Origin of the sequence: Streptomyces sp. NPDC088387, from assembly GCF_044753385.1 — a bacterium.
Lineage (GTDB): Bacteria > Actinomycetota > Actinomycetes > Streptomycetales > Streptomycetaceae > Streptomyces.
Genome location: NZ_JBIVNC010000015.1, coordinates 92,368 through 117,895, shown reverse-complemented (window position 1 = coordinate 117,895; position 25,528 = coordinate 92,368). Strand labels below are relative to the sequence as shown.

At 71.1% G+C, this 25,528-nt stretch carries 20 protein-coding genes; 6 read left to right on the top strand and 14 right to left on the bottom strand.

Translation table 11 applies throughout. From position 1 onward, the window contains the following. The 5 genes from ACIQAC_RS32335 to ACIQAC_RS32315 form a co-directional block, all read right to left on the bottom strand. Positions 1-543, bottom strand: coding sequence for a (2Fe-2S)-binding protein (locus tag ACIQAC_RS32335; RefSeq protein WP_402197350.1), 543 nt, complete (start codon positions 541-543; stop codon positions 1-3). Then, a complete protein-coding gene (locus ACIQAC_RS32330) occupies positions 540-2,894 on the bottom strand; it encodes a xanthine dehydrogenase family protein molybdopterin-binding subunit (protein ID WP_402197348.1) in 2,355 nt (784 codons plus the stop codon). Before ACIQAC_RS32330 ends, ACIQAC_RS32335 begins: the two co-directional genes overlap by 4 nt. Then, positions 2,891-3,739 (bottom strand): FAD binding domain-containing protein, encoded by an 849-nt coding sequence (locus tag ACIQAC_RS32325; protein ID WP_402197345.1) that lies wholly within the window; start codon positions 3,737-3,739, stop codon positions 2,891-2,893. The genes ACIQAC_RS32330 and ACIQAC_RS32325 overlap by 4 nt, the downstream gene beginning before the upstream one ends. A 119-nt stretch (positions 3,740-3,858) precedes the next feature. After that, positions 3,859-5,130, bottom strand: a complete 1,272-nt coding sequence (locus tag ACIQAC_RS32320; RefSeq protein ID WP_402197343.1) for an FAD-dependent monooxygenase — start codon at positions 5,128-5,130, stop codon at positions 3,859-3,861. Between the two features lie 94 nt (positions 5,131-5,224). Further along, on the bottom strand, positions 5,225-6,256 hold the full coding sequence (locus ACIQAC_RS32315; protein ID WP_402197341.1) for a hypothetical protein: 1,032 nt from the start codon (positions 6,254-6,256) through the stop codon (positions 5,225-5,227). Positions 6,257-6,597: 341 nt separating this feature from the next. Here ACIQAC_RS32315 and ACIQAC_RS32310 point away from each other — a divergent pair, with 341 nt between their 5' ends. Further along, complete coding sequence (locus tag ACIQAC_RS32310; RefSeq protein WP_402197340.1) at positions 6,598-6,780, top strand: hypothetical protein; 183 nt, start codon at positions 6,598-6,600, stop codon at positions 6,778-6,780. Then, complete coding sequence (locus tag ACIQAC_RS32305; protein WP_402197338.1) at positions 6,777-7,046, top strand: cupin domain-containing protein; 270 nt, start codon at positions 6,777-6,779, stop codon at positions 7,044-7,046. Before ACIQAC_RS32310 ends, ACIQAC_RS32305 begins: the two co-directional genes overlap by 4 nt. Before the next feature lie 20 nt (positions 7,047-7,066). Here the strand turns inward: ACIQAC_RS32305 and ACIQAC_RS32300 are convergent, their stop codons facing one another. From ACIQAC_RS32300 to ACIQAC_RS32285, 4 genes are all read right to left on the bottom strand, one after another. Further along, the gene (locus ACIQAC_RS32300) at positions 7,067-7,756 is read right to left on the bottom strand and encodes an alpha/beta fold hydrolase (protein WP_402197336.1); all 690 of its coding nucleotides are present in this window, start codon (positions 7,754-7,756) and stop codon (positions 7,067-7,069) included. 116 nt (positions 7,757-7,872) lie between these two features. Beyond that, complete coding sequence (locus ACIQAC_RS32295) at positions 7,873-8,448, bottom strand: transcriptional regulator (protein WP_402197334.1); 576 nt, start codon at positions 8,446-8,448, stop codon at positions 7,873-7,875. Between the two features lie 148 nt (positions 8,449-8,596). After that, complete coding sequence (locus ACIQAC_RS32290; protein WP_402197331.1) at positions 8,597-10,189, bottom strand: helix-turn-helix domain-containing protein; 1,593 nt, start codon at positions 10,187-10,189, stop codon at positions 8,597-8,599. Next, positions 10,186-10,494, bottom strand: a complete 309-nt coding sequence (locus ACIQAC_RS32285) for a helix-turn-helix domain-containing protein (protein ID WP_402197329.1) — start codon at positions 10,492-10,494, stop codon at positions 10,186-10,188. The genes ACIQAC_RS32290 and ACIQAC_RS32285 overlap by 4 nt, the downstream gene beginning before the upstream one ends. A gap of 213 nt (positions 10,495-10,707) precedes the next feature. Here ACIQAC_RS32285 and ACIQAC_RS32280 point away from each other — a divergent pair, with 213 nt between their 5' ends. Next, positions 10,708-11,739 carry a methyltransferase gene (locus ACIQAC_RS32280; protein WP_402197326.1) on the top strand — a complete coding sequence of 344 codons (1,032 nt, stop codon included), beginning with the start codon at positions 10,708-10,710 and terminating at the stop codon, positions 11,737-11,739. 55 nt (positions 11,740-11,794) lie between these two features. Here the strand turns inward: ACIQAC_RS32280 and ACIQAC_RS32275 are convergent, their stop codons facing one another. Next, a complete protein-coding gene (locus ACIQAC_RS32275) occupies positions 11,795-12,865 on the bottom strand; it encodes an isopenicillin N synthase family dioxygenase (RefSeq protein WP_402197323.1) in 1,071 nt (356 codons plus the stop codon). Between the two features lie 148 nt (positions 12,866-13,013). Continuing rightward, positions 13,014-16,034 (bottom strand): family 16 glycoside hydrolase, encoded by a 3,021-nt coding sequence (locus ACIQAC_RS32270; protein WP_402197321.1) that lies wholly within the window; start codon positions 16,032-16,034, stop codon positions 13,014-13,016. 382 nt (positions 16,035-16,416) lie between these two features. On the opposite strand from ACIQAC_RS32270, the gene ACIQAC_RS32265 reads away from it, so the two are divergent. Genes ACIQAC_RS32265 through ACIQAC_RS32255 form a run of 3 tightly spaced genes read left to right on the top strand, consistent with a single transcriptional unit; the run spans position 16,417 to position 21,768 of the window. After that, positions 16,417-17,391, top strand: coding sequence for a hypothetical protein (locus ACIQAC_RS32265; protein WP_402197320.1), 975 nt, complete (start codon positions 16,417-16,419; stop codon positions 17,389-17,391). Further along, positions 17,391-19,538 carry an ABC transporter substrate-binding protein gene (locus ACIQAC_RS32260; RefSeq protein ID WP_402197317.1) on the top strand — a complete coding sequence of 716 codons (2,148 nt, stop codon included), beginning with the start codon at positions 17,391-17,393 and terminating at the stop codon, positions 19,536-19,538. Before ACIQAC_RS32265 ends, ACIQAC_RS32260 begins: the two co-directional genes overlap by 1 nt. Before the next feature lie 19 nt (positions 19,539-19,557). Further along, positions 19,558-21,768 (top strand): bifunctional serine/threonine-protein kinase/ABC transporter substrate-binding protein, encoded by a 2,211-nt coding sequence (locus ACIQAC_RS32255; RefSeq protein ID WP_402197315.1) that lies wholly within the window; start codon positions 19,558-19,560, stop codon positions 21,766-21,768. Between the two features lie 38 nt (positions 21,769-21,806). Here the strand turns inward: ACIQAC_RS32255 and ACIQAC_RS32250 are convergent, their stop codons facing one another. The 3 genes from ACIQAC_RS32250 to ACIQAC_RS32240 all read right to left on the bottom strand — a co-directional run bounded on the left by ACIQAC_RS32250 (position 21,807) and on the right by ACIQAC_RS32240 (position 25,512). Continuing rightward, on the bottom strand, positions 21,807-24,191 hold the full coding sequence (locus tag ACIQAC_RS32250; RefSeq protein ID WP_402197314.1) for an ATP-binding cassette domain-containing protein: 2,385 nt from the start codon (positions 24,189-24,191) through the stop codon (positions 21,807-21,809). A gap of 459 nt (positions 24,192-24,650) precedes the next feature. Continuing rightward, complete coding sequence (locus tag ACIQAC_RS32245; protein ID WP_402197312.1) at positions 24,651-25,058, bottom strand: VOC family protein; 408 nt, start codon at positions 25,056-25,058, stop codon at positions 24,651-24,653. Positions 25,059-25,068: 10 nt separating this feature from the next. After that, complete coding sequence (locus ACIQAC_RS32240) at positions 25,069-25,512, bottom strand: helix-turn-helix transcriptional regulator (RefSeq protein ID WP_402197310.1); 444 nt, start codon at positions 25,510-25,512, stop codon at positions 25,069-25,071. Positions 25,513-25,528 lie beyond the last annotated feature (16 nt).

The window sequence follows — 25,528 nt, the reverse complement described above, 5'->3', positions numbered from 1 at the left end:
TCATTTCTCCTTGCTGTCACAGAGGTTCGCGCAGGCCCGGCGCCGGTCCTTCGCACACCCGTCGATCGCCTCGACGATGGTCTGGTAGCCGGTGCACCGGCAGAGGTTGGCGGCGACGACCTCGCGGATCTCGTCCTTGGTCGCCTCCGGCCGTTCGGCGAGGAACCCCTCGGCGAGCATCAGGAATCCGGGCGTGCAGAACCCGCACTGCAACCCGTGGTGCTCGCCGAACGCCCGCTGAAGGTCGCCGAGTCCGTCACCCTCGGCGACGTCGGCGAGGGACTCGACGGTGCGGATCCGGGCGCCCTCGGCCTGCGCCGCGAACATCAGACAGGCGCGTACGGGCCGGTCGTCGACCAGCACGGTGCAGGCGCCGCAGATGCCGTGCTCGCAGCCGACATGTGTACCGGTGAGCCGCAGTTCGTGCCGGAGCACGTCGACGAGGGTGCGGCGCGGCTCGGTGATCACCTCGTGCTGCTCGCCGTTGACGTCGAGCACGAGGAGCTGCAACTCCCGCTCTTCCAGGGCGGTTTCCTCGGTCATGAGGTGGCCTCCAGGTGCAGGGCGCGGAACACGGTCTCCGGGGTGACGGGTGTGTTGTCGAGTTCGACGCCGGTCGCGCGCAGGGCGTCGTTGACGGCGTTGAGTACGGCGGCGGGGGCCCCGATGGTGCCGCCCTCGCCGGCGCCCTTCGCGCCGGTCTCGGTGAACGCGGAGGGCGTCTCCAGGTGGTGGATCAGCACGTCGGGGATCTCGTGGGCGGTGGGCACCTTGTAGTCCATGAAGCTGGTCGCCGAAGGTTCGCCCTGTTCGTCGTACGTCACCTGCTCGAACAGGGCGCCCGCGATGCCCTGGGCGATGCCGCCGCGGCACTGGCCCTCGACGACCTGGGGGTTGATGGCGACGCCGCAGTCCTCCACGCACACGTACCGCAGGATCTCCACCTGCCCGGTGCCCCGGTGGAGTTCGACGACGACTCCGTGGGTGGCGTTGGAGAAGGTGCCGTCGTTGAAGACGTCGAAGGTGGCGGCCGCCGTCAGACCCGGTTCGATGTCCTTGGGCAGCAGGTGCGCCCGGAGGTAGGCGATGTCGGCGAGTTCCTCGTAGGTGAGGCTGTCGGAGGCACCGTCCCCGCGCCGGGCGGCGCCGTCGGTCAGCTGTACGTCGCCGGGGTCGATGTCCCAGCGGGCGGCCGCGATGGCGCGCAGTTTGTCGCCGAGTCTGGCCGCGGCGAGGCGTACGGCGCTGCCGCCGATGGTGACGGAGCGGCTGGCGAAGGTCCCGAAGCCGTAGGTGATGCGGTCGGTGTCGCCCTGGTGGAGTCTCACCTTGGCCATGTCGAGGCCGAGTTCGTCGGCGACGATCTGCGCCATCGTGGTCTCGTGGCTCTGGCCGTGGCTCATCGTGCCGGTGGTGACGGTCACCGCGCCGCTGGTGTCCATCCGTACCTCGGAGATGTCGAATCCCGGCACAACCTGCATCTTGCGCTGCGCGAAGGCGGTGGAGCCGTATCCGGTGCGCTCGCTGAAGCAGGCGTAGCCGATGCCGATGTGCCGCCCCTCGGCCGTCGCCGCCGCCTGTCTCCCGTACCAGCCCTCGTCCTTGACGAGTCGCTCGCAGAGGTTGAGCGACTCCAGGTAGGAGCCGGGGTCGTAGGTGATGTTGTTGACTCCCGTGTACGGGAAGTCGGTGATGAGGTTGCGGCGGCGGATCTCGACGGCGTCCAGGCCGAGTTCGCGCGCGGCCCGTTCGAAGATCCGCTCGACGACCATCACGTACTGCGGGCGGCTCACTCCCCGGTAGGGCCCGGTGGGAGCCTTGTTGGTGGTGATGGCACGGCCCCGCACCCGGTACGCGGGCACCTTGTAGACGCCGGGCATCTCGGCGGAGGCCATCAGGGGCTCGATGCCGGCGGTGAAGGGGTAGCAGGAGTAGGCGCCCATGTCGCAGACGACGTCGGCGTCTAGGCCGAGGATCCGGCCGTCGCCGTCGAAGGCGGCGCGGACCTTGTAGTGCTGTTCGCGGGCGAGGAAGGACGCGGAGAGGGCGTCCTTGCGGTCCTCGATCCACTTCACGGGGCGGCGCAGGCGCAGTGCGGCCGCGGCGGCCGCGATCTCCTCGCGGCCCACGACGCACTTCTGGCCGAAGCCGCCGCCCATGTCGGGCACGACGACCCGCACCGCGCGCTCGTCGAGCCGCAGGCTGCGGGCGGCCACCGTCCTGACCTGGTGCGGGATCTGGGTGCAGGTGTGCAGGACGAGCTGTTCCTCGCGGTCGTCCCAGTGCGCGACGGCGCCACGGGTCTCCAGCGGCAGCGCGTTCTGCCGGCCGGTCCTGGTCTCGACGTGGACGACGCAGGGCGCGTTCGCGAAGATCTCGTCGATGCCGTCCGTCGCGAAGAGGGAGACGTCGACGAGGGTGTTGCGGGCGGCTTCGGCGTGGACGAGCGGGGCGCCGGGTGCCAGCGCGGTCTCCTCGGAGGTGACCGGTGGCAGGGTCGTGTACGTGACGCGGGCCGCCTCCAGTCCGTCCTCGGCGGCGTAGGCGTCGCGGGCCACGACGACGGCCAGCGGCTCTCCGACGTAGCGGACCTTGTCGCGGGCGAGGACGGGCATGGCGGTGGGGACGAACTCGGAGAGGGGGCGCCCGAGTTGGGCGGTGATGTCGCCCAGTTCCAGGTCGTCCGCCGTGAACGCGGCCACGACGCCGGGGACTTTGCGTACGGCCGAGAGATCGACGGAGGTGATCTCGCCGTGGGCGACGGTGCTGCGGACGAACTGGGCGTGCAGCATGCCGGGCAGCGCGATGTCGTCGACGAACCGGCCCCGCCCCGACAGCAGCCGTGGATCCTCGCAGCGCGCGACCGACCTGCCCACCAGTTTCCGTCGGCTCATCGGGCCATCGCCTCCTCACAGGCGCGCCGGACCAGTGTCCGGACGAGTTCCTTGCGGTAGTGCGTGCCGGCGGACGCGTCGGCGGGGGGCTCGACCGCTGCCGCGGCGGCGGACGCGCACTCGCCGAAGGAGCCGCCGCGTGCCAGTACGGCCTCCGCCTCCGGCACCCGTACGACCGCGGCCCCCACTCCGCCGAGTGCCACCCGGCCACCGCGTACGGCACCTTCATCGACGTCGAGGTCGACGGCCGCCGCCACGATCGCGAAGTCACCGCGCCGTTCGGCGAATTCGGTGAGTGCCGCGTGCGGAGCGGGACGCGGGAAGCCGATCTCGACGAGGAGTTCGTCCGGGTCGAGCGCGGTCGTGTAGTGGCCGAGGAAGAAGTCCGCGGCCGGGATCCGGCGCTCGCCGCGTGGCCCGCGTGCCACCAGCTCGGCGTCCAGGACCACCGCGAGCAGGCACCATTCGGCGGTGGCGTCCGCGTGCGCGATGCTGCCACCGGCCGTGCCCCGCGTGCGGATCGGCAGATGCCCGATCCAGCTCATGGCGTCCCGCAGGACCTCGAAGCCCGCCCCCAGCGTCCCCGCCCGGTCGGTCTCCACCGTGTGATGCGTGGTGAGCGCCCCGACGCGCAGACCGCCGTCGGCCGCCCGGTGTATCCGGTCGAGCTCGCTCAGGCCGCCGATGTCGACGAGATGGCGCGGGCGGGCCAGCCGGAAGTTCATCATCGCGACGAGACTCTGGCCGCCGGCGATGACCTTCGCGTCGTCGCCGAGCTCGGCGAGCAGCCGGACGGCTCCTTCGACGTCGGGCGCCCGGTGGTACCGGAACGGGGCGGGCTTCATGGTCCTCCTGTCGTACGTGATGTGCTGGGGTGGGCCGGGCGGCCGGAGAGCCGCCCGGCCAGCCGTCTGCCGGGGCGCAGGCACCGGGGCCCGCGCACCGCCGACGTCACCGGGTGGCCTCAGCGCGCGAAGGGGTAGGAGAACGCGCCGAGATCGGGATCGTTGAGCGGGGTGCCGCTCCACAGCCAGTCGTAGGACAGGTCGGACTCGCCGTCGAAGCCGCGCCGCAGACTCTCGTCCCTGGCCCGCTGTTCGGGGCCGTCGGGGAGGTGGTAGAAGGTCTTGTTCTCCAGCGAGGCGTCCTGGACCATCCCGGCGTGCTTGGCTCGCCGGTCGACGTAGCGGCGCAGCGCGCCCTCGATGCCGCCGGCCGTGACGGCGCCGAGTTCCTCCGCGAGGACGGCGGCGTCCTCCATGGCCTGCGAGGCGCCCTGTGCCTGGTAGGGCAGCATCGCGTGGCAGGCGTCGCCGAGCAGGGCGACCCGGCCGTCCGTCCACACCGGGTCGCGCCGCCGGTGGTAGAGGGCGAAGACGGAGACGTCCTCCTTCGCCTTGGACAGCATCGCCGGCACGCGGTCGTCCCAGCCGGCGAAGGCGTCGACGAGATCCTCTGCGGTGGCGGGGACCGCCCACTTGTCACGCACCTCGTCGGTGCACGGCACGCACGCCACGACGTTGAGGTACTCGCCGCCGCGGATCATGTAGTGCACGAGGTGCCGGTCGGGGCCGTACCAGATGGTGCTCTGGTAGCGGTCCACGAGCCAGCGGGTGGCCGGGTCGGCGGCGATCAGGTCGCCGGGGATCAGCGCCCGGTAGGCCATCTCGCCGGAGAACAGGAGGGTGTCGGGCGCGCCCATGAGATCGCGTACCTGCGAGCGGACCCCGTCGGCGCCGATGAGCGCGTCACCGGGGTGGCGCCGTCCGTCGTCGGTGACGGCGACGGGACGTTCCGGGTCCGTGCGGTCCAGGCCGACGACCTTGCTGGCGGTGTGCACCGCCACGACGGGGCCGGGGCCCGCGGGGTCGAGGCACGCGTCCAGCAGGATGCGGTGCAGGTCGGCCCGGTGGTAGTGCCAGTAGGGGGCGTTGAACTCGTCCTTGCAGCGCTGCCCCAGCGAGGTCAGGGCGACGATGCTGCCGTCCTTCCAGCGGCGCCGCACCTGGTCGAGCGGCTCCGTGTGGATGGCCTCCATCCGCCGGCGCAGTCCGAGGCCCATCAGGATGCGGCTGGCGTTGGGTGCGGTCTGGATGCCCGCGCCGACCTCGCCGAGCTGCGCGGCCTGTTCGAGGACGGTGACACGCAGGCCGCGCTGCCGAAGCGCCAGGGCTGCGGTCAGCCCGCCGAGACCTCCCCCGACGACGGTGACTTCGTACGACTGGCTGGACGCCACTCTTCCTCCAACACGTGGGCGTGTACGGGTGGTTCGCGCGCGACGCGGTGAACGCGGCGGTCTGTGACCCCGGCGACCGATGTGGTCTCCGGCCTCAGCCGCCGGTGAGCTTTCCGCCGGTGACGACCTCGGTGCCGTCGACCGAGACGGTGCAGCCGCGCATGGCGATGTCGAGGTGGGCGTACGACTCGCGGCCCAGTACCGGATGGGGGCCGGTCGACCACAGGAAGTTGCCCGCGAAGGCGCGGGCGTCCATGCCCATCAGGTCGTCCTTGCCGTACATCGCCGTGGCGAACCAGTCGGCCGTGCGCATCAGACCCCAGCCCATGTGGGAGAGGCTGCGCGCCCACTGGTCCCGGGCGTCCTCGAAGAACGTCGACAGCAGCGTGGCCTCGGCGCCGCCCGACACCTTCTCGATGTGTCCGCCGGCGATCTCCAGCGTGACCGGGTCGCGGACGTACTCCTTGAAGGGCAGCAGGATGTCACCCTCGGCCAGCACGATCCGTCCGTCGGAGATCTCCGGCCAGCACATCACCATCGTGCTCGGCCAGTGGTCCCAGCGGCCCGGGTCGTCGGCGAAGCCGCACTGGAACTCCGGCTTCGATCCGGCGAGTTGGACCGTGAGGTCGGTTCCGGCGTCGGAGGTGACCCGCATGACGGAGGACCTCTTCAGCAGGTCGACCCCCTCCTGGACCTCGGCCTTGTCGCCCTCCTTGGGGAGATTGCGGATGAGCACGTCGGGGGCGTCGCAGACGAAGATGATGCGGGTGCCCGCGTGCAGGATCTCCTGCTGGACCGGCGCGTGGATAAAACCTTCACGGGTCAGGTCGACGACGAGGTCCGCGGACTTCAGCAGGTCCTGTGCGGTGGTGTCGTTCAGGACGGAGACCAGGCCCGGACCCGCGCCGGTGTGGGTGCTCGGCATCGGAGCGGGGCTTCCGCCGGGCACGGTCGCGGAGATGACATGTGCGCCGCAGGACTTGGCCGCGCCGAACGCGGCCTCGACGTAGTCACCACGGCTGCCGGGCTCGGAGAGCACTACCACGTGCTCACCGGCGCGCAGCTTGCACAGCCGCAGCTCACGGGTGAAGGCGTCGAGCAGATCGGCGGACGAAAGATCGAACACGGGTTCCTCCAGGGGCTCGCTCGTGGGTACCGGACCCGGCTTCCGCTTCCACGCGGGCACACCGCGGCTGCGCTCGGGGCGCGTTGGTACCGGGAGGGATGAGGGAGTGGAGGCAGGGCGGATCCACCCCGCCGCACAGGCGTCGGACTACGGATTCGGGACGGTGGGGTGCCGCCCGACGGAGATAATCCGAACACGTACGATCTCGCTTGGCAAGGGGTCGCGACCGGAGTTAACACGGATGTGCGGGGCTACGGAGGAGCCTGTGAGCCGTGGGCCGGCCTCGCCGCCTTTGCCAACTCAGCAAGATGATTTGCCTGTGAGGCGCGTATGGTACGGGCATGGCGCGTGACATCAAGGTCGACACATGGGTGGGCCATCACCTGAAGGACCTGCGCAGTGAGCGGGGCATCACGCTGATTACCCTGTCCGAGCAGACCGGCCTCTCCGTCACCCATCTCTCCCGCCTGGTCATGACCGGCAGTACACCGTCCTCAGTGGACCGGGGTCGACGATCGCGGTGATCCGCGTCGAGCTGGAGCCCGGCAGGTCGACGAAGGACGCCAAGCACGCGGGTCAGGAGTGGCTGCACGTGGTGTCGGGGGACGTCGTCCTCCGCCTCACGGGCAAGGACATCGCAATGAGCGCCGGGGACTCCCTGCACTTCGACTCGTCGAAGGTGCACCGGCTGAGCAACAGGACCGAGCGGTCCGCCACCGTCCTGGTCGCCTCCACGGCGGCCACGACGCCGATGCACCACCCGGTCCCGGCAGCGAAACCCCGGCGCTGAACCCGGACGAGCGGGAAGGCTCAGACCAGCGCGAGCAGTTCGCGGGCGAGGACCTGCGGCTGGATCAGCACCTCGGCGTGGCTGACCTCGGTGAGGGTGACCAGGCGGAAGCCCCGCTTCGTCGCCGCGGCCGCGGTGTCGTTGCAGAACTCCTGGGCCGCGCAGTGGATATAGGTGACCTGCCTGTTCGCCAGCACCTCCTCGCTGCCGGGTCCCAGCGGTTCGGCGTGGGTGAGGCGGGGCATCGGTGTCATCCGGCCCTCCAGCCAGCCGGCCCCGTCCTCGTCCGCGCCGAGTGCCCGCGGGTCCAGCGGGGCGACCTCCCACTCGGGGCCGCCCCCAGGGGGCAGGAACGCGTCCGCCAGCCAGGGCAGCACCGTGACGGCCGACTCGCCGGTGGTCGGCGCGAAGGCGTCGACGATCTGGCCGACGCGGTCGGGGACCAGTGCGGCGGCCCCGGTGATCACCATGCCTCCGTAGCTGTGCCCGACGAGGATCACGTCGTGGAGGTCCTCGGCGCTCAGCAGGTCGGCGATGTCCCGGGCGTTGGTGCCGAGCCCGACCTCGGGTCCGGTCAGGTCGTGTTTCTCGGCGAATCGGGTGAGCGTGGGGGTCAGTACACGGTGACCGGCGTCTTCGAGGAGGGGGCGCAGCCGGTCCCAGGTCCATACTCCGCCCCAGGAACCGTGGGTGAGCACAAAAGTCGCCATGTCGCTCTTCATCCTGCCTACCGGGGGCACCGTCGACCGATGGCTCCAGGGTCGAGGCAGAGCCACCGGGTCAACCCGTAAGGCGATTTCATTTGCCCTACAGGCAAAATTGCCCGTCAGGCGGCGAAGCCGATGTTCGTGACGTACTCGTACTGACCCCACTGCGATCCGAGGTCCACCACGGCGTCGTCGATCCAGGCGACGTCGAGGGCGTTCGGGTCGTCGTTGGCCCAGGCCTCGACGATGCGGTCCCAGTGACGGACGTTGAGGGTGCGGTACTCGACCACACGCTGCTGGGGACGGTCCACCTGGGACTGGTTGAGCGGGTGGAACTCGACCCGGGTGCCACGTCCTTCACGGTTCAGACGCAGCAGCAGGTGGCGGGAGACGTTGTGGCGACGCACGGTGCGGTACGCGGTCTCGATCCGGTCGAGGTTCCGCTTCGAGGGGGTTCGCCTGCCGTCCAGCCACGCCTTGAGCGTGCGGTCGGTGACGGTCAGTCCGGCGTCGCGGGCCGCCTGGCGGGCGTGGTCCGTGCGGGTCAGGTAGTGCAGCCGCGCCAGCAGACCGCGGCGCGCCGTGACGGGGGTGACGATGTAACCGGCGAGAGCGTCGAGCTGACGGGCCACCGCCTCGTGCCCCTTGATGCCACGGGCACCGTGCTTGCCGAACTCGAGGTTTCTCTCCGGCATCTTCGACTCCTCAGCCTGCCCCTGTCCGGCGGATCTCCCGCGCACGCACCGCTGGGCGCGTCCCAGACTAACGGATCTTGAAATCGCAGTGGGCGCCTCGACGGGCGGCCACTCCGCCGTCGACGGCGGCGCCTCCGCGTGCCGTCACCTACTCCTCGCCCCGGGTGTCGAGTGTGTACATGTCCTTCACCTTCACCTCCGTGACACCGCGCCCCTCGGGGAACACCGCACGCCAGTCGCCGATGACGTGCAGTTCGTCGGTGCCCATGGCGCGGACGACGGTCAGGCCCTGGTCGTAGGCCCGATGCGCCTTCCACCACAGGTTCACAAAGGCCTGTGAGCGGATGATGTGCATCCAGTCGGCGCGGTACAGCTCCCGGTTGTAGTTGGACTCCCCCAGCGTGGAGACGAACTTGCTGTACATGGCCTTGACGTACTCCAGGGTCACCTCGTCGTCCTCGGTGATGGCCCTGTCCCGTGCGTCCTTCAGCTCGATCCGGAACTTCTCCAGCAGGCTCTCGGTCGCCCCGGACGTCCAGGACTCGTGGATCTCCGGGGGGTCGCAGAGTCCGTAACCGGGGCCGGCGAGTCGCAGCAGCAGCCGAAGCGTCGGTTCGGTCACCCAGACCGGGCCGGGCTCGTCGCGGTTGCCGATGGGGTGCGGCAGCTGGGCGTCGTGCGCCCAGTCGGACGGGGTGATCAGGTGGACACCGGCGCGGCGGCGGTCGTGGGCGCCGCCCGTGGAGTGTTCGAGCTGACCGATCGGCAGATGGGTCTTGAGCGCGGACAGGTAGGCGCCGTTGATGTCGAGCGCGGTCACCCGGTGCTCGCCGTGGGGCACTTCGGGCCTGGTCCACTTCGGGCGGGCCTCCCAGATCGCGTCCGCGCCGCGTGCGGTCTGCTTGCGGAGGATGTCGGGCAGCCAGGGGTGGGCGACGATGTCGTAGCGGCCGCCCTTGCGGCAGTGGTCCAGCAGGGCCATCGCGTCCGGGATCGCCCGCTTCACGAGCGTCGCCGTGGCGGCCTCCGTGTCCCCCTCGTGCTGAGCCAGGGCGGCCTCGACAGCCCGGTCGATGAGGTTCGGCTCGTCGGCGGTCCGCAGCCGCCGCCCGACGGGGACGATCCCGGCTCCGCCCCGTGCCGGGTCCTTCCGTGCGCGCCCACCGGGGGCGGACGACGGCACCCGGTCGGGCGCGGGCTCCGCCGGCTGCCGGGGCTCGGCGGCGTGGCACTCGGCCGGGTCCAGGTGCTGCGGGAAACCCGCGACCTGATGGCGGGCGGGCTGTCCGCACAGCACACACGGTTCGGGGGCGGACAGCACGTCCACGTCGTCGTCGCCCGTGCTCGGCGGCACCGAGAGCGACGACTCCCCCGAGTCGCCGGCCTCCATCTCTACCCGTACGTCCGTGTCCGTGTCCGCGTCCGCGTCCGCGTCCGTGTCCGCCGCGTCCGCGTCCGCGTCCGCGTCCGCTGGAGAATCGTCGGCCCGGTCGGCCGGATCGGACAGCTTGGCCTGCGCTCCCGCGAGGAAGTACGCGTACTTCTCCCGCACTTCGCCGCTCGGATCGCGGCCCGACTCCCAGCCGCCCACCGTCGACAGACTGACACCCAGGGCCTGCGCGACCTGGGTGCGGGACAGGTGCAGCCCCTCGCGCAGCGCCCGGCGTTCACCGGCCGGCGGCAGCGCCACCTCGGGTCCGGCCGCCGCGAGCAGCGCGTCGATCGCGTCGAACTCCGTCACCGCTCACCCCCTTCCCGCACCGGCTCCGCGGCGGACACGGACCGGCCCAGCACGCGCCGGCGCCCGGCGGGCAGCGACTCCGCCGCCCGGGTCGGTCCGGCCAGGAAGTCGAGCGCGTCGATGCCGAAGTGCGCGGCCACCGCGTCGCAGTCGGCCAGGCTCCAGGCGGCGGCACCCGACTGACGGCGACTCACCTGCGCCCGCGACACGCCGAGCACGGCCGCGAGATCGGCCTGCGACTCGCCCGTCGTATGCAGAAGCGCGACGACGGCGGACCGCACACGCTCCTCCAGGCTCATGCTCATGACGCCAAAACTACCACTGAAAGCGCGACAGATGTGCTGATAAACGCAACCCGGATCACCGTGGATACACCTCTCGAAGATCCCGTTCCCCGTCCGGAAATCCCATCGCCGTGCACCGGCCGCACGGCACATGAACCCCGGGCGTGCCGGGCAGGGATTCGTCCTACGAGTCCCGTCTCCTGGAGAGCGGGGGGGTCCATCGAGGAGGATGTGATGGCCGAGCCGACGGGTGAGGACCGGGCCGCGCTGAGGCAGACGGTCTTCGGGCACATGGCGGCCCAGGCCCTCGCGGCAGCGGTACGGCTGGGGATCGCCGACCGTCTGGACGAGACCGGCCGCGAAGCCACCGGGGTCGCCGCCGACCTCGGCACGGATCCGGACGCCACGCTGCGGCTCCTGCGGGCCATGGCCGCGGCCGGCCTGACCATCGAGTCGCAGCCGGGTCGGTTCGCGCTCACCGCCCGCGGCCTGCTGCTGCGCACCGACCGGCCGGACTCCGTCGCGGAGTTCGTGGGGATGTTCCTGGACCCGACGATGGTCGCCGCGTGGGGCCGGCTCGACGAGAGCGTCCGTACCGGAGAGCCCTCCTTCGACGGACTGTTCGGCACCGACTTCTTCGGTCATCTCGCCGCCCACCCGGAGAAGTCCCGTGCGTTCAACGCCTCCATGAGCCAGGGCACCCGGACGACCGCGGCCATCCTGCCGGGTGTGCTCGACCTGTCCGACGCCACGTCCCTCACCGATGTCGGCGGCGGCGACGGGACCCTCCTGTCCGCCCTCCTCGTGGCCAATCCGCACCTGCACGGTGTGCTGTTCGACTCCGAACAGGGCTCGGCCGAGTCGCACTCGGTCCTCGACGCGGCCGGGGTCACCGACCGCTGCGAGGTCGCGACCGGTGACTTCTTCACCGCGGTGCCCGCTGGCTCGGACGTCTATCTGCTGAAGAGCATCGCCCACGACTGGGACGACGAGCGGGTGGTCACGATCCTCGGTCACGTCCGGGAGGTCGTCCCACCCAAGGGCCGGCTGCTGATCCTTGAACCGCTGCTGCCGGAGACGGTCGACGGGACCCAGCCGCTGCTGATGTACCTGAGCGACCTCAACATGCTGGTGAACCTGGGTGGCCGTGAGCGGACCGAGCGGGAGTTCCGGTCGCTGTGCGAGCGCGCCGGGTTCTCGGTGACGGGGGTGACACGCCTGCCGCAGCCGGCGGTGATCTCGGTCATCGAGGCCGTGCCGGCCTGAGCCGGTCCGACGGCCCTACAGCCCTACGGCCCTACGGCCCTACGGCCTCACAGCCTTACTCCGACGACGGCCGGTTCCGCTCGGCCGCGGCCTGCACCCGGGCCGCCTCCCGCACGGCCGCCGTGTTCGCCTTGCCCTGCCGGGAGCCGGCGAGCTTGGCCCTGATGTGGTCGCGGACCAGGATCGGTTCGTAGGCCAGTCCGTCGGCCGCGTCCAGATGGCTGGGCAGGGTGGCGATGACGGCGTCGATGTTGCCGTCGTGGAAGAAGGCGACCGAGCGGCGCCGCTGGATGACGCCGTCCACCAGCGGGGGCATCACGCGGTGCAGGGTGGACATCCAACGGTCGTTGGTGAGGCGGGCCGTGAGGTCTCCGAGGTTGACGAGGACCGCGCCGTCCACGGGGGTGACGTCGTGCCAGACGCCCTGCGTGTCCAGTACCTGAAGGCCCGGTACCTGGTCGGCCCAGAGCACGGTGACCAGGCCGTAGTCGGTGTGCTCGCCCATGCCCGTGGGATCGCCCTCCAGGGTCGCGGTGCCTTCCGGCATGGCGTAGTTGTTCATGCGGAGCACGTCGACCGAGTGGTCGGTGAGGGACGGGTAGAAGTCGCCGGGCAGGCCTAGGGCGTCGGCGAAGATCGTGGTGAGGGTACGGGCGACCCGTCCCGCCTCCTCGAAGTACGCCTCGATCCTGGGCCGGAAGTCCGCCACGTCCGGCCAGAGGTTGATGCCGTAGTCGTCCTCGGACAGGTCCAGGCCGGTGAAGGAGCGGGCCTCGGTGCCGATGTTGAACGCCTCGAAGAGGTCGTTCATACGGCTCGCCGACTCCACTCCCAGGCTGAGGCTCAGCGACTCGCTCTTGGGCGGGCTGTATCCACGGTTGGCGCCCTCGACGCGGTACCGCTTCTTCGTCTCCAGCGGCAGGGTGAAGAAGGCGTCGAGCGCGTCCTTCAGACCGTCCAGGGTGGCGTCCGGGATGCCGTGCCCGAGGACCTGCACAAAGCCCACGGTCGCGCAGGCCTCGTCCATCCGCCGGGCCACCTCGGCCCGCTCGTCCGCCGTGCCGCCGCCGCTGGTGTAGGCGGTGATGTCGACGACCGGGACGGCGAAGGTCGTGGAGTGCGGCATGAGGGTTTCCTTCCGGAGTCGGCTCCCGTGCATTCTGGCGCCCCGGGAGGGGGCCGCCCCACTCCGCCGGATCAAACGGCGTACGGCGACCGGTCGCCTCCTGTCCGGAGACCGTCGCCGCGCGCCGCCTGCGAGTTGCTTCTGCCGGTCAGTTCAGCGGCTCGATCCAGATGTTGCGGTAGCGGACCTTGTTGCCGTGGTCCTGGAGGCGGATCGCGCCGGTCGTCGCGCTCTCGGGGAGGCCGCCGCCGGTGGTTCCGGTGATGGCGACGTCGTTGTGCACGGTGACGCCGTTCCATACGACGGTGACGCGGGCGTTCTCCGTCTTCTGCCCCGCGCTGTCGTACCGGGCGGCGCGGAAGGTGATGTCGTAGGACTGCCAGGTCTCCGGCGCGGTGGACGCGTTGCTGTCGGCCGCCTTCTGGTTGTAGATGGCGGCCGCCTCGTTGGCCGCGAGGTTCGGTACTCCGAAGGAGTCCAGGATCTGGATCTCGTAGCGTTCCTGGAGGTAGACGCCGCTGTTGCCGCGGTCCTGACCGGTGACGTCGTCCGGGAGCAGCGGGACGCGGAACTCGGCGTGCAGCTTGTAGTCGCCGAAGCCCTGCTTGGTGCGGATGTCGCCGCAGCACACCTCGACGGCGTTCTCGTCCACCTTGGGCCAGGAGGCCGCGCGGCCGTCGGTGTGCTGCCACTGCGACAGGCTGCCGCCGTCGAACAGGTTGATGCGGGCGCCCGCCGGGTTGAGGTGGAGCATGTCGAGGTTGACGTGCCCGTCGTCGCCGCCGTCGTAGCGGTAGGCGACGGTGTTGACGCCTTCGCGCAGGGTCAGCCGTTCGTTGCGGGTGGCCCAGGTGGTCCAGTTCCCGGTCGGTGGCAGAGCGGTCTGGCGGACCTTGGTGCCGTTGACGTAGACGCTGATCCGCTTGGTGCCGTTGAAGGGGTTGGGGCCGTTGGAGTAGCGCAGTCCGACGTCGTGGGCGCCCGCCCGGTCGGTCTCGACGGTGAACGTGGTGGCCGCGCCCTGGGTGCCGAAGCGGTCGACGAAGCCGCCGCCGGAGTAGCCCTGGTGTTCCTGGGTGACTCCCGCCCCGCCGGAGAGTTGGGCCTCCTCGGCCTCGTAGGAGGTGGCGAGGGTGGTGTCACCGGGGATCGCGTTGAGGGTGTACCAGGCCTCGGTGCTCCACAGGCTCTCGCCGCTCTCCGCCGCGAACGGGCGCGGGGAGCGGATGTGCACCACACGGTCGGCGCTCAGGCCGGGGATCTCCAGGCGGACCTCGGTGCGGTCGTCGGAGAGGACGGCCCGGGACACGGCCAGCGACTCCTCGTCGATCTTGGGTCCGCCGTACTCGGGGGTGGGCGAGTAGCGCCACTGCGTGACCTGGTAGCTCTGGGCGAGCCGGTCGGCGGTGGCCCGTGACAGGGGCTGGGTGTACTTGAGGGCGAAGCCGTCGCTCGTGGCGCGCATCGAGTGGATGTCGAAGGCGTTGGCACCGTTCGGCGTCAGCTTCTGGAGGCCGAAGCGGAGTTTGCCCTCCTGTCCCCAGTTGCCGTCGGCGCCGAGGCCGCCCGTGTAGAGCGCGCCGTCCGGTCCGACGCTGATCCGGTTGACGCCGGCTTCCAGGCCCTGTGTGTGCCGGAACACCGCGCCCTGGTACTCGCCCCGGACCTTCTCCAGACTGGCTCGCTGGAGTCCGCCGTAGGTGACGTCGCCGAAGACCAGCTGGCCGGCGAACGGGCCGGTCCCGAGGACCAGCGGGGTGCTGGGCGAGTTGGCGATCTCGTTCTGCGGCAGCCAGAGCACGGGCTTGGTGACCGGGCGGTCGTCGAACCGGCCGGGGACGGTCGCCGTCCCGTCCTGGGCGCGGGTGTAGTGGTTGAAGAAGCGGTCCTGCTTGATGTGCAGCAGCTTCGAGGACGGCAGCCAGCCGCCCTGGTTGTCGGTGACGAAGAGTTCCTTGTCGGGGCCCCAGCCGATGCCGTTCGGAGTGCGGAGCCCGCCGGCGACGTAGGAGATCTCGCCGGTGTCCTTGTCGACCTTGACGGTGGTGCCGCGGTCCTTCGCGGGCTGCGGATCGGTGGTGGCACCGCCGTAGTTGATGGCCACCGAGAGGTTGAGGTAGAAGCTGCCCTCGTCATAGAGCAGACCGAAGGCGAACTCGTGGAAGTTGCCGCCGTGGGGCCAGGACGCGAGCTTGCGGTAGGTGTCGGTGACCTCGTCGCCGTTGGTGTCGTCGAGTTCGGTCAGCTGGTGTTTCTCGGACACGTACAGCTTGCCGTCGACGTACTTGATGCCCATGGGCTCGCGGAGCCCGGAGGCGATCTTCTTGGCGGTGACCTGTTCGGGGCCGGTGTCGCCGGTGACGTGGTCGAGGACGTACACCTCACCCTCGGTGGTCTGGCTCTCGCCCCAGGTGGCCACCGCGAGGCGGCCGTCGGGCAGCCAGTCCATCGCGGAGACCTTGGGTTCGAAGCCGGCCGGGCGCAGGTCGGTGAGGGTGTAGTTCGGGTGGACGCCGTCGAGGGGCAGTCCGTCGCCGGGGCTGTCCTGGCTGCCGACGCACTCCTTGCGGCCGGGCGCGGTGACGCGCACGACGTCGGCGTCGGTGCTCAGGACCGAGTTGGGCACCAGGGTGAAGTCGGTGGCGCCCGGCGGCTTCCACTGAAGGGTGATCTGCTGGCCGCCGCCCGCCTCGAAGTGCTCGATGCGCAGCGGGTGCAGACCCTCCGTCAGCTGGACCGTGCCGTCCTTGGGTTCGGCGCCGTGGAGACCGTCGTGGTCGATGACGCGCTGCCCGTCGATCAGCAGGCGCGAGCCGTCATCGGTGATCAGGCGGAAGGAGTACGCCCCGTCCTCGGGGGCGTCGACGTAGCCGAGGACGTGGGTCATGAAGTTGTCCGCGATCCCGAAGTCGCTCTCGGCGGACCAGTCGACGGTCGGCATCAGCTTGTCGACGTTGGGGGTCTGGCCCTCCTTCAGTTCGCAGAGCTTCTTCAGCGGGGCCTGGAGGTCGAAGACCCGGAGCGTCACCCCGGGTTCCTGCGGGGGGATGTCGGCGGTGGTGCGGGCCGGTTCGTCGGCGAGGGCGGGGGACCAACTTCCGGCGACGAGCAGGGCGAGCAGCAGACTCGCCGCGCGTCGGGGAAATCGGCGGTACGGCCGTGATCTCACACTTCCTCCAGGCGCTGCTGGTACGGACGAGGGGGGTTCGTCTCGAAGTGCGTGCGGGGGCTGGTGCGTTCGCCGACACTAGGAACTTTTCTTTGCCCGGTCCATACTTCGTCCACAGGAAGTCAAAAGTTTTCGGCAACTGAAGTGGCCGGTGTTCACCCGCTGTTGGTGCCCGTTCGCCACTTCCCCTCGTCTGCCGCTTCTCCCGCGTCAACTACCGCTTCTCCCGTGAGAGTTGGCCCGCACAGAGATACGATTCGGGAACCGCGCGGCACCCGGTGCGCTTCGTCACAGGCGAGCGTGGGCACATACCTTTGGCATAGGCGCGCACGGATCGCACACAGGCCGATCACGGGTCCAACACGATGCAGGGGGCGGGATCGTGGCGTATGGCAGAGCCCGGCTGGGCTGCGGAACCCTCGCACTGTGCGGGGTACTGCTGACCGGCTGCACCGACGGAGGGGACGGCGACACCGCCGAGCGGGCCAGAAGCGGTTCACCGTCCGGGAGCGGGACGGGCGCCGCGTCGGCCGAGGCTACGCCCTCGGCGACACCGATCGTCGAGGCCGACCCGGCACGGCAGCCCACGACCGCGGCCGAGGCCACCGAGCTGATCGGGAAACTGATCCCGGACCCCGACCTGTTCCCGGCCGAAGTGCGGGCCGCAACACCGTACGAGAGCGATCCGAGCCGCTGGGCGGTGCTGGAGGGCGACTGCTCCTGGCACCGGCAGCCGCTGCCCAAGGACGTACTGGCCACCCGCACCCGGCACTTCGAGGTTCCCGCAGGTGGAGAGAAGGGGCTGGTGCGGATCTCCACGACCGTCACCGTGCACCGTACGGCGGACGACGCCGCCTGGGAGCAGGCCGGAATGCTGGAGGAGGCCATCGGCTGCGAGGAGCAGCTGCTCCAGCCGGGCGAACGGCTGACCGAGCTGACGTCGCTGGCGCTGAAGCGCGGGGAGGGCACCAACGAGTCGAGTGAGGACACCCTGCTGGAGACGGGCAACTGCGTCAGCGAGACGCACGGCGGGCCCTATCCCTACTGGTGGTCGCAGGCGAAGTTCGGCCCGGTGGTGACGTCGACGTCGGTGTGCGGCGCGCGCGGGTACACCGAGGACGAGCTGTCCAAGCTCGTCGAGGAGGCGCTGCCCAGGATGCTGCTGAGGGCCGAGGAGGAGCTCGGGCGTCCGGCCGAGGGCAAGTCCGCCCCGGACGCGACTGCGTCCCCGTCGGACTCCGTGTCCCCGTCCCCCTCCGCGTCCAATTCCACGTCCGCATCCGCGTCCGCGTCCACGTCCGCGTCCACGTCCGCGTCCACGTCCGCGTCCGCGTCCGCGTCGAAGGAGGGTGCGTGATGGAGCCACTGATCACTTCCGACCCCTCGCGTCTCGGCGCGTACCGTCTGCTCGGCCGCCTGGGCGCGGGCGGCATGGGTGTGGTGTATCTCGCGCGGGCCGAGTCCGGCGAACTGGCCGCGGTGAAGGTTATCCAGCCGGAGTACGCCGAGGAGCAGGAGTTCCGGGCCCGCTTCCGGCGCGAGGTGGCCTCCGCGCGGCAGGTGGACAGTCCGTGGGTGGTGCCGGTGCTGGGTGCGGACGCGGACGCGGAATCGCCGTGGCTGGCGACCGCGTTCGTGCCGGGGCCGTCGCTGGCCGAGGCCGTCGTGGCGTGCGGGCCGCTGCCGGCGCGCGCGGTACGGGTGCTGGGGAAGGTGCTGGCCCGGGCGCTGGCCGCGGTGCACGCGGCCGGTCTGGTGCACCGGGACGTCAAGCCGGGCAACGTCCTGCTCGCCCCCGACGGGCCCCGGCTGATCGACTTCGGCATCGCACGGCCCACCTCGGCCGAGGCGACGGAACTGACGTCGGCCGGCGTCGTTGTGGGCACCCCTGGATTCCTCTCCCCCGAACAGGCGCGGGCCCGCGAGGTCGGCGCGCCGAGCGACGTCTTCTCCCTGGCCTGTGTGCTGGCGCACGCCGCCACGGGCCGCCCGCCGTTCGGCACCGGCGCGGTGGACGCGCTGCTCTACCGCACGGTGCATGACGCGCCCGACCTGGAGGGCGTCGCGGACGAGGAGCTGCGTGCGCTGCTCGGGCGCTGTCTGGCCAAGGATCCGGCGGAGCGGCCCGATGCCGCCGAGGTGGACGCGGCGCTGGTGGAGGACGCGCCGGAGGGGTCGATCGACTGGCTGCCGGACCCGGTCGTCCGGATGGTCGCCGAGCGGTCCGACGAACTCCTCGCCCTGCCCGGCATCGAACCGACGGAGGTGTCGCCGGGCACCGCACCCGAGAAGTCCGGTCCGGGGCGGCGCCGCCTGCTGGCACTGGCGGCCGGCGGCGCGGCGGTTGTGCTGGCCGGCGGTGGCATGGCGGTGTGGGCAGCCCTGCGCAACGACGACGAGGAGGCGCCCGCGGCCACGGCCGGTCCGCGCCGGGTGCTCGGCGTCCACGCGGACCTCACCGGCCCGCAGAAGGCGATCGGTACGGCGCAGGAGCGGGCGGCCCGGCTGGCCGTCGACCAGTTCAACTCCCGTAAGGACAAGCCGTTCACGCTCGCCCTCGAAGTGGTCGACGACGGGGGTGACCCGGCCCGTGCGGAGGCGGCGGCACGGCGACTGACGGACGCGTCGCAGGTACTCGCCGTGCTGGGCCCGACCGGGTACGACTCGGCCAGGGCGGCCGTGGAGCTCTACGAGGCGGCGAAGATGCCGCTGGTCACGGTGTCCGAGCTGTCGGTCTCCGCCGTGCAGAGTGCGCTGGTGTTCCAGCCGAGCCGGTACTTCCGGGCCGCCCCGATGGCCTCGCACACCGCGTTCGGAACCGTCGTGGCGCTCGCCGCGCAGAAGTCGGCGCGCCCGGGGCTGCTGATCGACCGCGCGGGCGGTGTCACCGGCTTCGAGAACGTCATCCTGGCCAGGGGCGCGGCACGCAACTTCCCGTTGGAGCTGTACCCGCGGGTCGTCCCCGACTCGGCCGACGCGCAGTCGGTCGTCGCCGACATGATCGAGAACGACATCGACGGTCTGTACTACTCCGGCACTCCGGAGCGCGCCGCCGCGGTGGCCCGTGCCCTGGCCGAACGGGGCTTCACCGGGCCGCGGTTCCTGGACACGGCGTCGGCGACCGCGTCGTTCACGGCGGCGGCAGGCCCGGCGGCCACGGGCTGGCAGGCCCTGAGCCCGTACATCGGACCGGACTCGGATCCCGTACGAAGCTTCACCACCGCCTACCGCAAGCGGTACGGGGCCGCGCCGGAACCTGGTGCGGTCGAGGCGTACGACGCGGCCCGCCTGGTCGCCGACCGGGTCTCCGCGCTCAGCCGCGGCAAGAAGGCCCCCGGGAGACAGCAGCTGGCCGACGCCCTCGCCAAGGCGAACTTCAAGGGCCTCGCGGGTACGTACACCTTCGACGACAACCACTTCATGACGGTCACCCAGGTCCACCACTACCTCGTCGAGGGCGACCGGTTCGCCTATGTCGGTCCGCTGGACATGACGACCGTCTGACCTCGCCGGAGAACCGCACATGCGCGCACTGAGACCCGAGGACCCCGAGACGCTGGGCGGTCACCGGCTGCTCGCCCGGCTCGGGGCGGGTGGCATGGGCACGGTGTACCTGGCGCGTGCCGCCGACGGGACGCCGGTCGCCCTGAAGGTGATCCGGGCCGAGTACGCCGCCGATCCGGCGTTCCGGGCCCGGTTCCGCCGTGAGGTGCGGCTGGCCGGTGGGATCTCGGGGCGCTGGGTGGTGCCGGTGACGGCGGCCGACGCCGAGGCCGACTCGCCGTGGCTGGCCACCGCGTTCGTCGCGGGTCCGTCGCTGGCCGAGGCGGTGACGGCGCTCGGGCCGCTGCCGGGCGCGACCGTCGTTGGCCTCGGCGCCCGGCTGGGGCAGGCGCTGGCCGAGATGCACACGACCGGTCTGGTGCACCGGGACGTCAAGCCGGGGAACATCCTGCTCGCCCTCGACGGACCACGCCTCATCGACTTCGGCATCGCCCTCGGTGCGGGTGGAGCCGCGCTGACCGCGCTCACCGCCCCGGACGCGGTGATCGGCACACCCGGTTATCTCTCCCCCGAGCAGGCCCGTGCCTCGGCCGGCGAGGTGGCGGCGCCCAGCGATGTGTTCGCCCTCGGCTGTGTGCTCGCGTACGCGGCGACCGGGCGGCGGCCGTTCGGCACCGGTGACCCGAGCGCGGTGCTGTACCGCACGGTGCACGAGGAGCCGGACCTCGCCGCACTCCACGGTGTGGTGCCGGCGGAGGTGGCGGCGGCGGTCACCGCCTGTCTGGAGAAAGAGCCCGCGGCCAGGCCGACCGCGTCCGAGCTGCGGGCCACCTTCGAGGCGGCGGGGCCGGACCCCGACTCCGCCCGTGTTCGCGGCAGTTGGCTGCCGCCCGAGGTGCTGCGACTGGTGGCCGAGCGGTCCACCCGCGCACTGGATCCGCCACCGCGCCCGCCCTACACCGCCCCGGAGACCCTGTCCCCGGGCATCAACGACGAACGGCCCAGTCGGCGGCGGGCGTTGGTGATCGGCGGCTCGGCGGTCACGGCACTGGCCGCCTCGGGTGGTGCGGCGGCCGTACTGCTGATCCGGCGGCCCCCGCCGACTCAGGGCGGTGGCTCACCCCGACTCCCCACCCGCACCGTCGGATTCCAGGCGGACATGTCGGGCGCCGACAAGGACACCGGCACGGCACAGGAACGCGCCGCGCGTCTCGCGGTCGCCGACCACAATGCCCGCAAGGACATCGCTTTCCGTCTCGCCCTCGTGGCCCATGACGACCGGGGCGAGGCGGACCGGGCCGCGACGATCGCCCGGCGGCTGGTCGCCGACCCGGCGATGTGCGCGACGATCGGCCCCACGAGCCCGGCCGCCGTACGAGCCGCCGCCCCCGTGTACGGCGAGGCGTCGATGCCGTTCCTTCTCGTCTCGGCGGAACCCGACACCATCGGCCTGTCCACGGCCGACGCCCGTACGCTCTGCGTGACCAGGGCGGGGAACTCCTCCCGCGCGCTGCCGCTGATCCACTACCTGACCCACACCCGCCCGAGCCGCCGTACGGCCGTCATCGAGGACGCGGCGGCGGGTGCCGCGTCCCGCGAGGTGGCCCGGGACATCAGGGAGGCGCCGCCCAACGAGGACGACGGCGGCGAGGTCACCGTGCACGCGCTCGCCGCGGACCAGGACGATCCGACGGCGGCCGTGGCGGAGGCGCTCGACGCCGGGGCGGAGGCCGTGGTCTTCGCCGGGACCTCACCGGCCCGTGCCGCGGCCTGTGCCCGCGCGCTGGCCGCGGCGGGCTTCACCGGAGAGCGGGCAGGCCTGGAACCCGTGATGCGGCCCGCGTTCCTCGACGCCGCGGGCGACACGGCCGAGGGCTGGGTGTTCGAGGCGCCCTACACCGAAGCGCAGTCGACGGACACCAAGGAGGCGCGGGCCTTCACCTCGGCGTACCGCGCCAAGTACCGCACGGCACCGGGCCGTTGGGCCGCGGAGGCGTACGACGCGGTGGGGCTGCTCGGCCGCGCCCTCGACGCGTTCGGCTCCCGCACCGCCGTCACCCCCGCGCAGGTCGCCGAGCGTCTGTTCCGCACGTCCTACGAGGGCCTGGCCAAACCGCTGTCGTTCATGGACGACGGCACACACATGATCCGGCTGGAGCAGTCGGGTTTCCTGTACCGGGTCGAGAGCGGCCGGTTCGGCTTCCTGGGCCGGTTCGACCAGGTGAGATGAGGCCGGGGCGGGCACTCGGTACTCGCCCCGGACACCGGTCAGGCGCCGACGTACGCGGCCAGGTGCTCGCCCGTGAGCGTCGACCGGCCGTCGACCAGGTCGGCCGGCGTGCCCTCGAAGACGACCTTTCCGCCGTCGTGGCCGGCGCCGGGTCCGAGGTCGATGATCCAGTCGGCGTGGGCCATCACGGCCTGGTGGTGCTCGATGACGATGACGGACTTGCCGGAGTCGACCAACCGGTCGAGCAGGCCGAGCAGGTGGTCGACGTCGGCGAGATGCAGACCCGTCGTCGGCTCGTCGAGGACGAACACACCGCCCTTCTCGGACATGTGGACGGCCAGCTTGAGCCGCTGCCGCTCACCGCCGGAGAGCGTGGTGAGGGGCTGGCCGAGGGTGAGATAGCCGAGCCCGACGTCGACGAGCCGCTCCAGGATCTTGTGCGCGGCCGGGGTGTGCGCCTCACCTTCGCTGAAGTAGGCCTCGGCGTCGGTCACCGACATCTCCAGCACCTCGCTGATGTTGCGGCCGCCCAACTCGTACTCCAGCACCGCCTGTTGGAATCGCTTCCCCTCGCAGTCCTCGCAGGTGGAGGCGACGCTCTGCATGATGGCCAGGTCGGTGTAGATGACGCCGGCGCCGTTGCAGGTCGGGCAGGCGCCCTCGGAGTTGGCGCTGAAGAGCGCGGGCTTGACCCCGTTGGCCTTCGCGAATGCCTTGCGGATCGGTTCGAGGAGTCCGGTGTACGTCGCCGGGTTGCTGCGCCTGGAGCCGCGGATCGCGCTCTGGTCGACGTGCACCACCCCCTCGTCGGCGGGGATGGAGCCGTGCACGAGCGAGCTCTTGCCGGAGCCGGCGACGCCGGTGACCACACACAGCACACCGAGCGGGAGGTCGACGTCGACGCTCTGGAGGTTGTTCGCGTCGGCCCCGCGGATCTCCAGGGCGCCCTTGGGGGTGCGGACCGACTCCTTGAGCTTCGCGCGGTCGTCGAGGTGCCGGCCGGTGACCGTGCCGCTCTTCCGCAGCCCCTCGACGGTGCCCTGGAAGCAGACCGTGCCGCCCGCCGTACCGGCGCCGGGACCGAGGTCCACCACGTGGTCGGCGATGGCGATCGCCTCCGGCTTGTGCTCGACGACGAGCACGGTGTTGCCCTTGTCGCGCAACCGGACCAGCAGGTCGTTCATCCGCTGGATGTCGTGCGGGTGCAGACCGATGGTGGGCTCGTCGAAGACATAGGTGACATCGGTCAGGGCCGAGCCGAGGTGGCGGATCATCTTCACGCGCTGTGCCTCGCCGCCGGACAGCGAGCCGGAGGGCCGCTCCAGGGAGAGATAGCCGAGGCCGATCTCCTCGAACGAGTCGAGGGTGTGCTGGAGCTTGGCGAGCAGCGGCGCGACCGACGGTTCGTCGAGGCCGCGGATCCACTTGGCGAGGTCCCGGATCTCCATCGCGCAGGCGTCGGCGATGTTGATGCCCTTGATCTTGGAGGAGCGGGCCCCCGCGGCGAGCCGGGTGCCGCCGCAGTCGGGACAGTCGGTGAAGGTGACCGCCCGCTCCACGAACGCCCGGATGTGCGGCTGCATCGCTTCCTTGTCCTTGGACAGGAACGACTTCTGGATCTTGGGGATCAGGCCCTCGTAGGTGAGGTTGACGCCGTTGACCTTGACCTTGGTCGGCTCGCCGTAGAGGAAGTCCTGCATCTCCTTCTTGGTGAACCGGCGGATCGGCTTGTTCGGGTCGAGGAAGCCCGACTGGGCGTAGAGCCCGACCGTCCACTGGCTGTCCGACTTCCAGCCCGGGATGGTGAACGCGCCCTCGGCGAGCGACTTGGAGTCGTCGTAGAGCTGGGTCAGGTCGATGTCGGAGACCTTGCCGCGGCCCTCGCAGTTGGGGCACATACCGCCGGTGCGGGAGAAGGACGCACGCTCCTTCTTCTGGTTGCCGCGCTCGACGGTGATCGCGCCGGTCGCCTTGACGGAGGGGACGTTGAACGCGAAGGCGCCGGGGCCGCCGATGTGCGGCTTGCCGAGCCGGCTGAAGAGGATGCGCAGCATGGCGTTGGCGTCGGTGGCGGTGCCGACGGTGGAGCGCGGGTCGCCGCCCATCCGCTGCTGGTCGACGGTGATCGCGGTGGTCAGTCCGTCGAGGACGTCGACCTCGGGCCGGGCCAGGTTGGGCATGAAGCCCTGGAGGAAGGCGCTGTAGGTCTCGTTGATCAGCCGCTGCGACTCCACGGCGATGGTGTCGAACACCAGGGAGCTCTTGCCCGAGCCGGAGACGCCCGTGAACACCGTCAGGCGGCGCTTCGGGATCTCGATGGTGATGTCCTTGAGGTTGTTCTCCCGTGCGCCGTGCACCCTGATCAGGTCGTGGCTGTCGGCAGCGTGGGGCTCCGGCGACTGCGGTTTCGTCGTCTTGGCCATGATCTTCGTGTCTCCATCTTCCACGCGCGCCGCCCGCGGTCTCCGTCGGTCCCGCGGGGCGCCGTCGCCGTCGTCGTCCTCTTGCGCGGACAGCCTAGGCAGTCCCTCTGACAATGCCCGGTGCTCGTCCGGTACTCGTCCGTCGGTCGTCCGGTACTCGTCGTGTGCTCAAGCGGTCCTGGAGCGGTATTCGAGCGGTCCTCGTCCGGTCATCGTGCGCTGTTCCGGCTTTCCGCGTGTCGTCCGGGCGCCGGCCGTGGGGTTTGTGCGGCTGGGCGTGTCCCCCGCGGCCCGGCTCCCGCTGATCGGCCCGGAGCAGCACGTCAGGCTAACCCTCGTGGTGCGGGCGCGACACCGGTCCGCGAGGTTCCGCTTGCCGGAGGGCGATGGCCGCCGCTGCCCCGCCGGGGAACCGTCGGTTCCCGTCCGCGCAGGTCGGAGCGGCGGCCGCCGGACGGGTCAGCGCTTCTCCTGGATACGGATCATGTTGCCCGCGGGGTCGCGGAAGGCGCAGTCGCGCACCCCGTAGGGCTGGTCGGTCGGCTCCTGGACGACCTCGGCGTCGGCCTGAAGCCGCTCGAAGACGCCGTCCACGTCCTTGGTGGTCAGCACGAGGCTGGCGTACGTGCCCTTCGCCATCATCTCGGAGATGGTCCGGTTCTCCGCCTCGGTGATGCCGGGGTCGGCGGACGGCGGGTAGAGCACGATGTTCATGCCGGGCTGGTCGGGGGCGCCGACGGTGATCCACCGCATGCCCTCGAAGCCGACGTCGTTGCGGATCTCGAAGCCGAGTACGTCCCGGTAGAAGGCCAGGGCGGTGTCGGGGTTGTCGTGCGGCAGGAAACTTGCGTGAATGGTGAGGTCCATGGATTTCACGCTAGCCCCGGCCCTGTACGGCCGCTTCTCGATTCCTGACCGGTCGGGTGACCTGTTTTGCCGTGCAGGACGGCAGCCCCGCCGTGTCCTCCGCGGCCTCGCGCCGGTAGACGCTGGGCGGTACGCCGACCAGCTCGGTGAACCGTGTGCTGAAGGTGCCCAGCGACGAACAGCCGACCGCGAAGCAGACCTCGGTGACGCTCAGGTCCCCGCGGCGCAGCATGGCCATCGCGCGCTCGATGCGCCGGGTCATCAGATAGCTGTACGGCGACTCCCCGTAGGCGCGCCGGAACTCGCGGCTGAGGTGTCCCGCCGACATGTGCGCACCATGCGCGAGTGCCTCGACGTCGAGCGGCTGGGCGTACTCCCGGTCGATCCGGTCCTTCACGCGGCGCAGCCGCGCGAGGTCACGCAGGTACTGGCCCGGGTCGGCTTTGCTGGTCACGTCGGCGATTGTACGT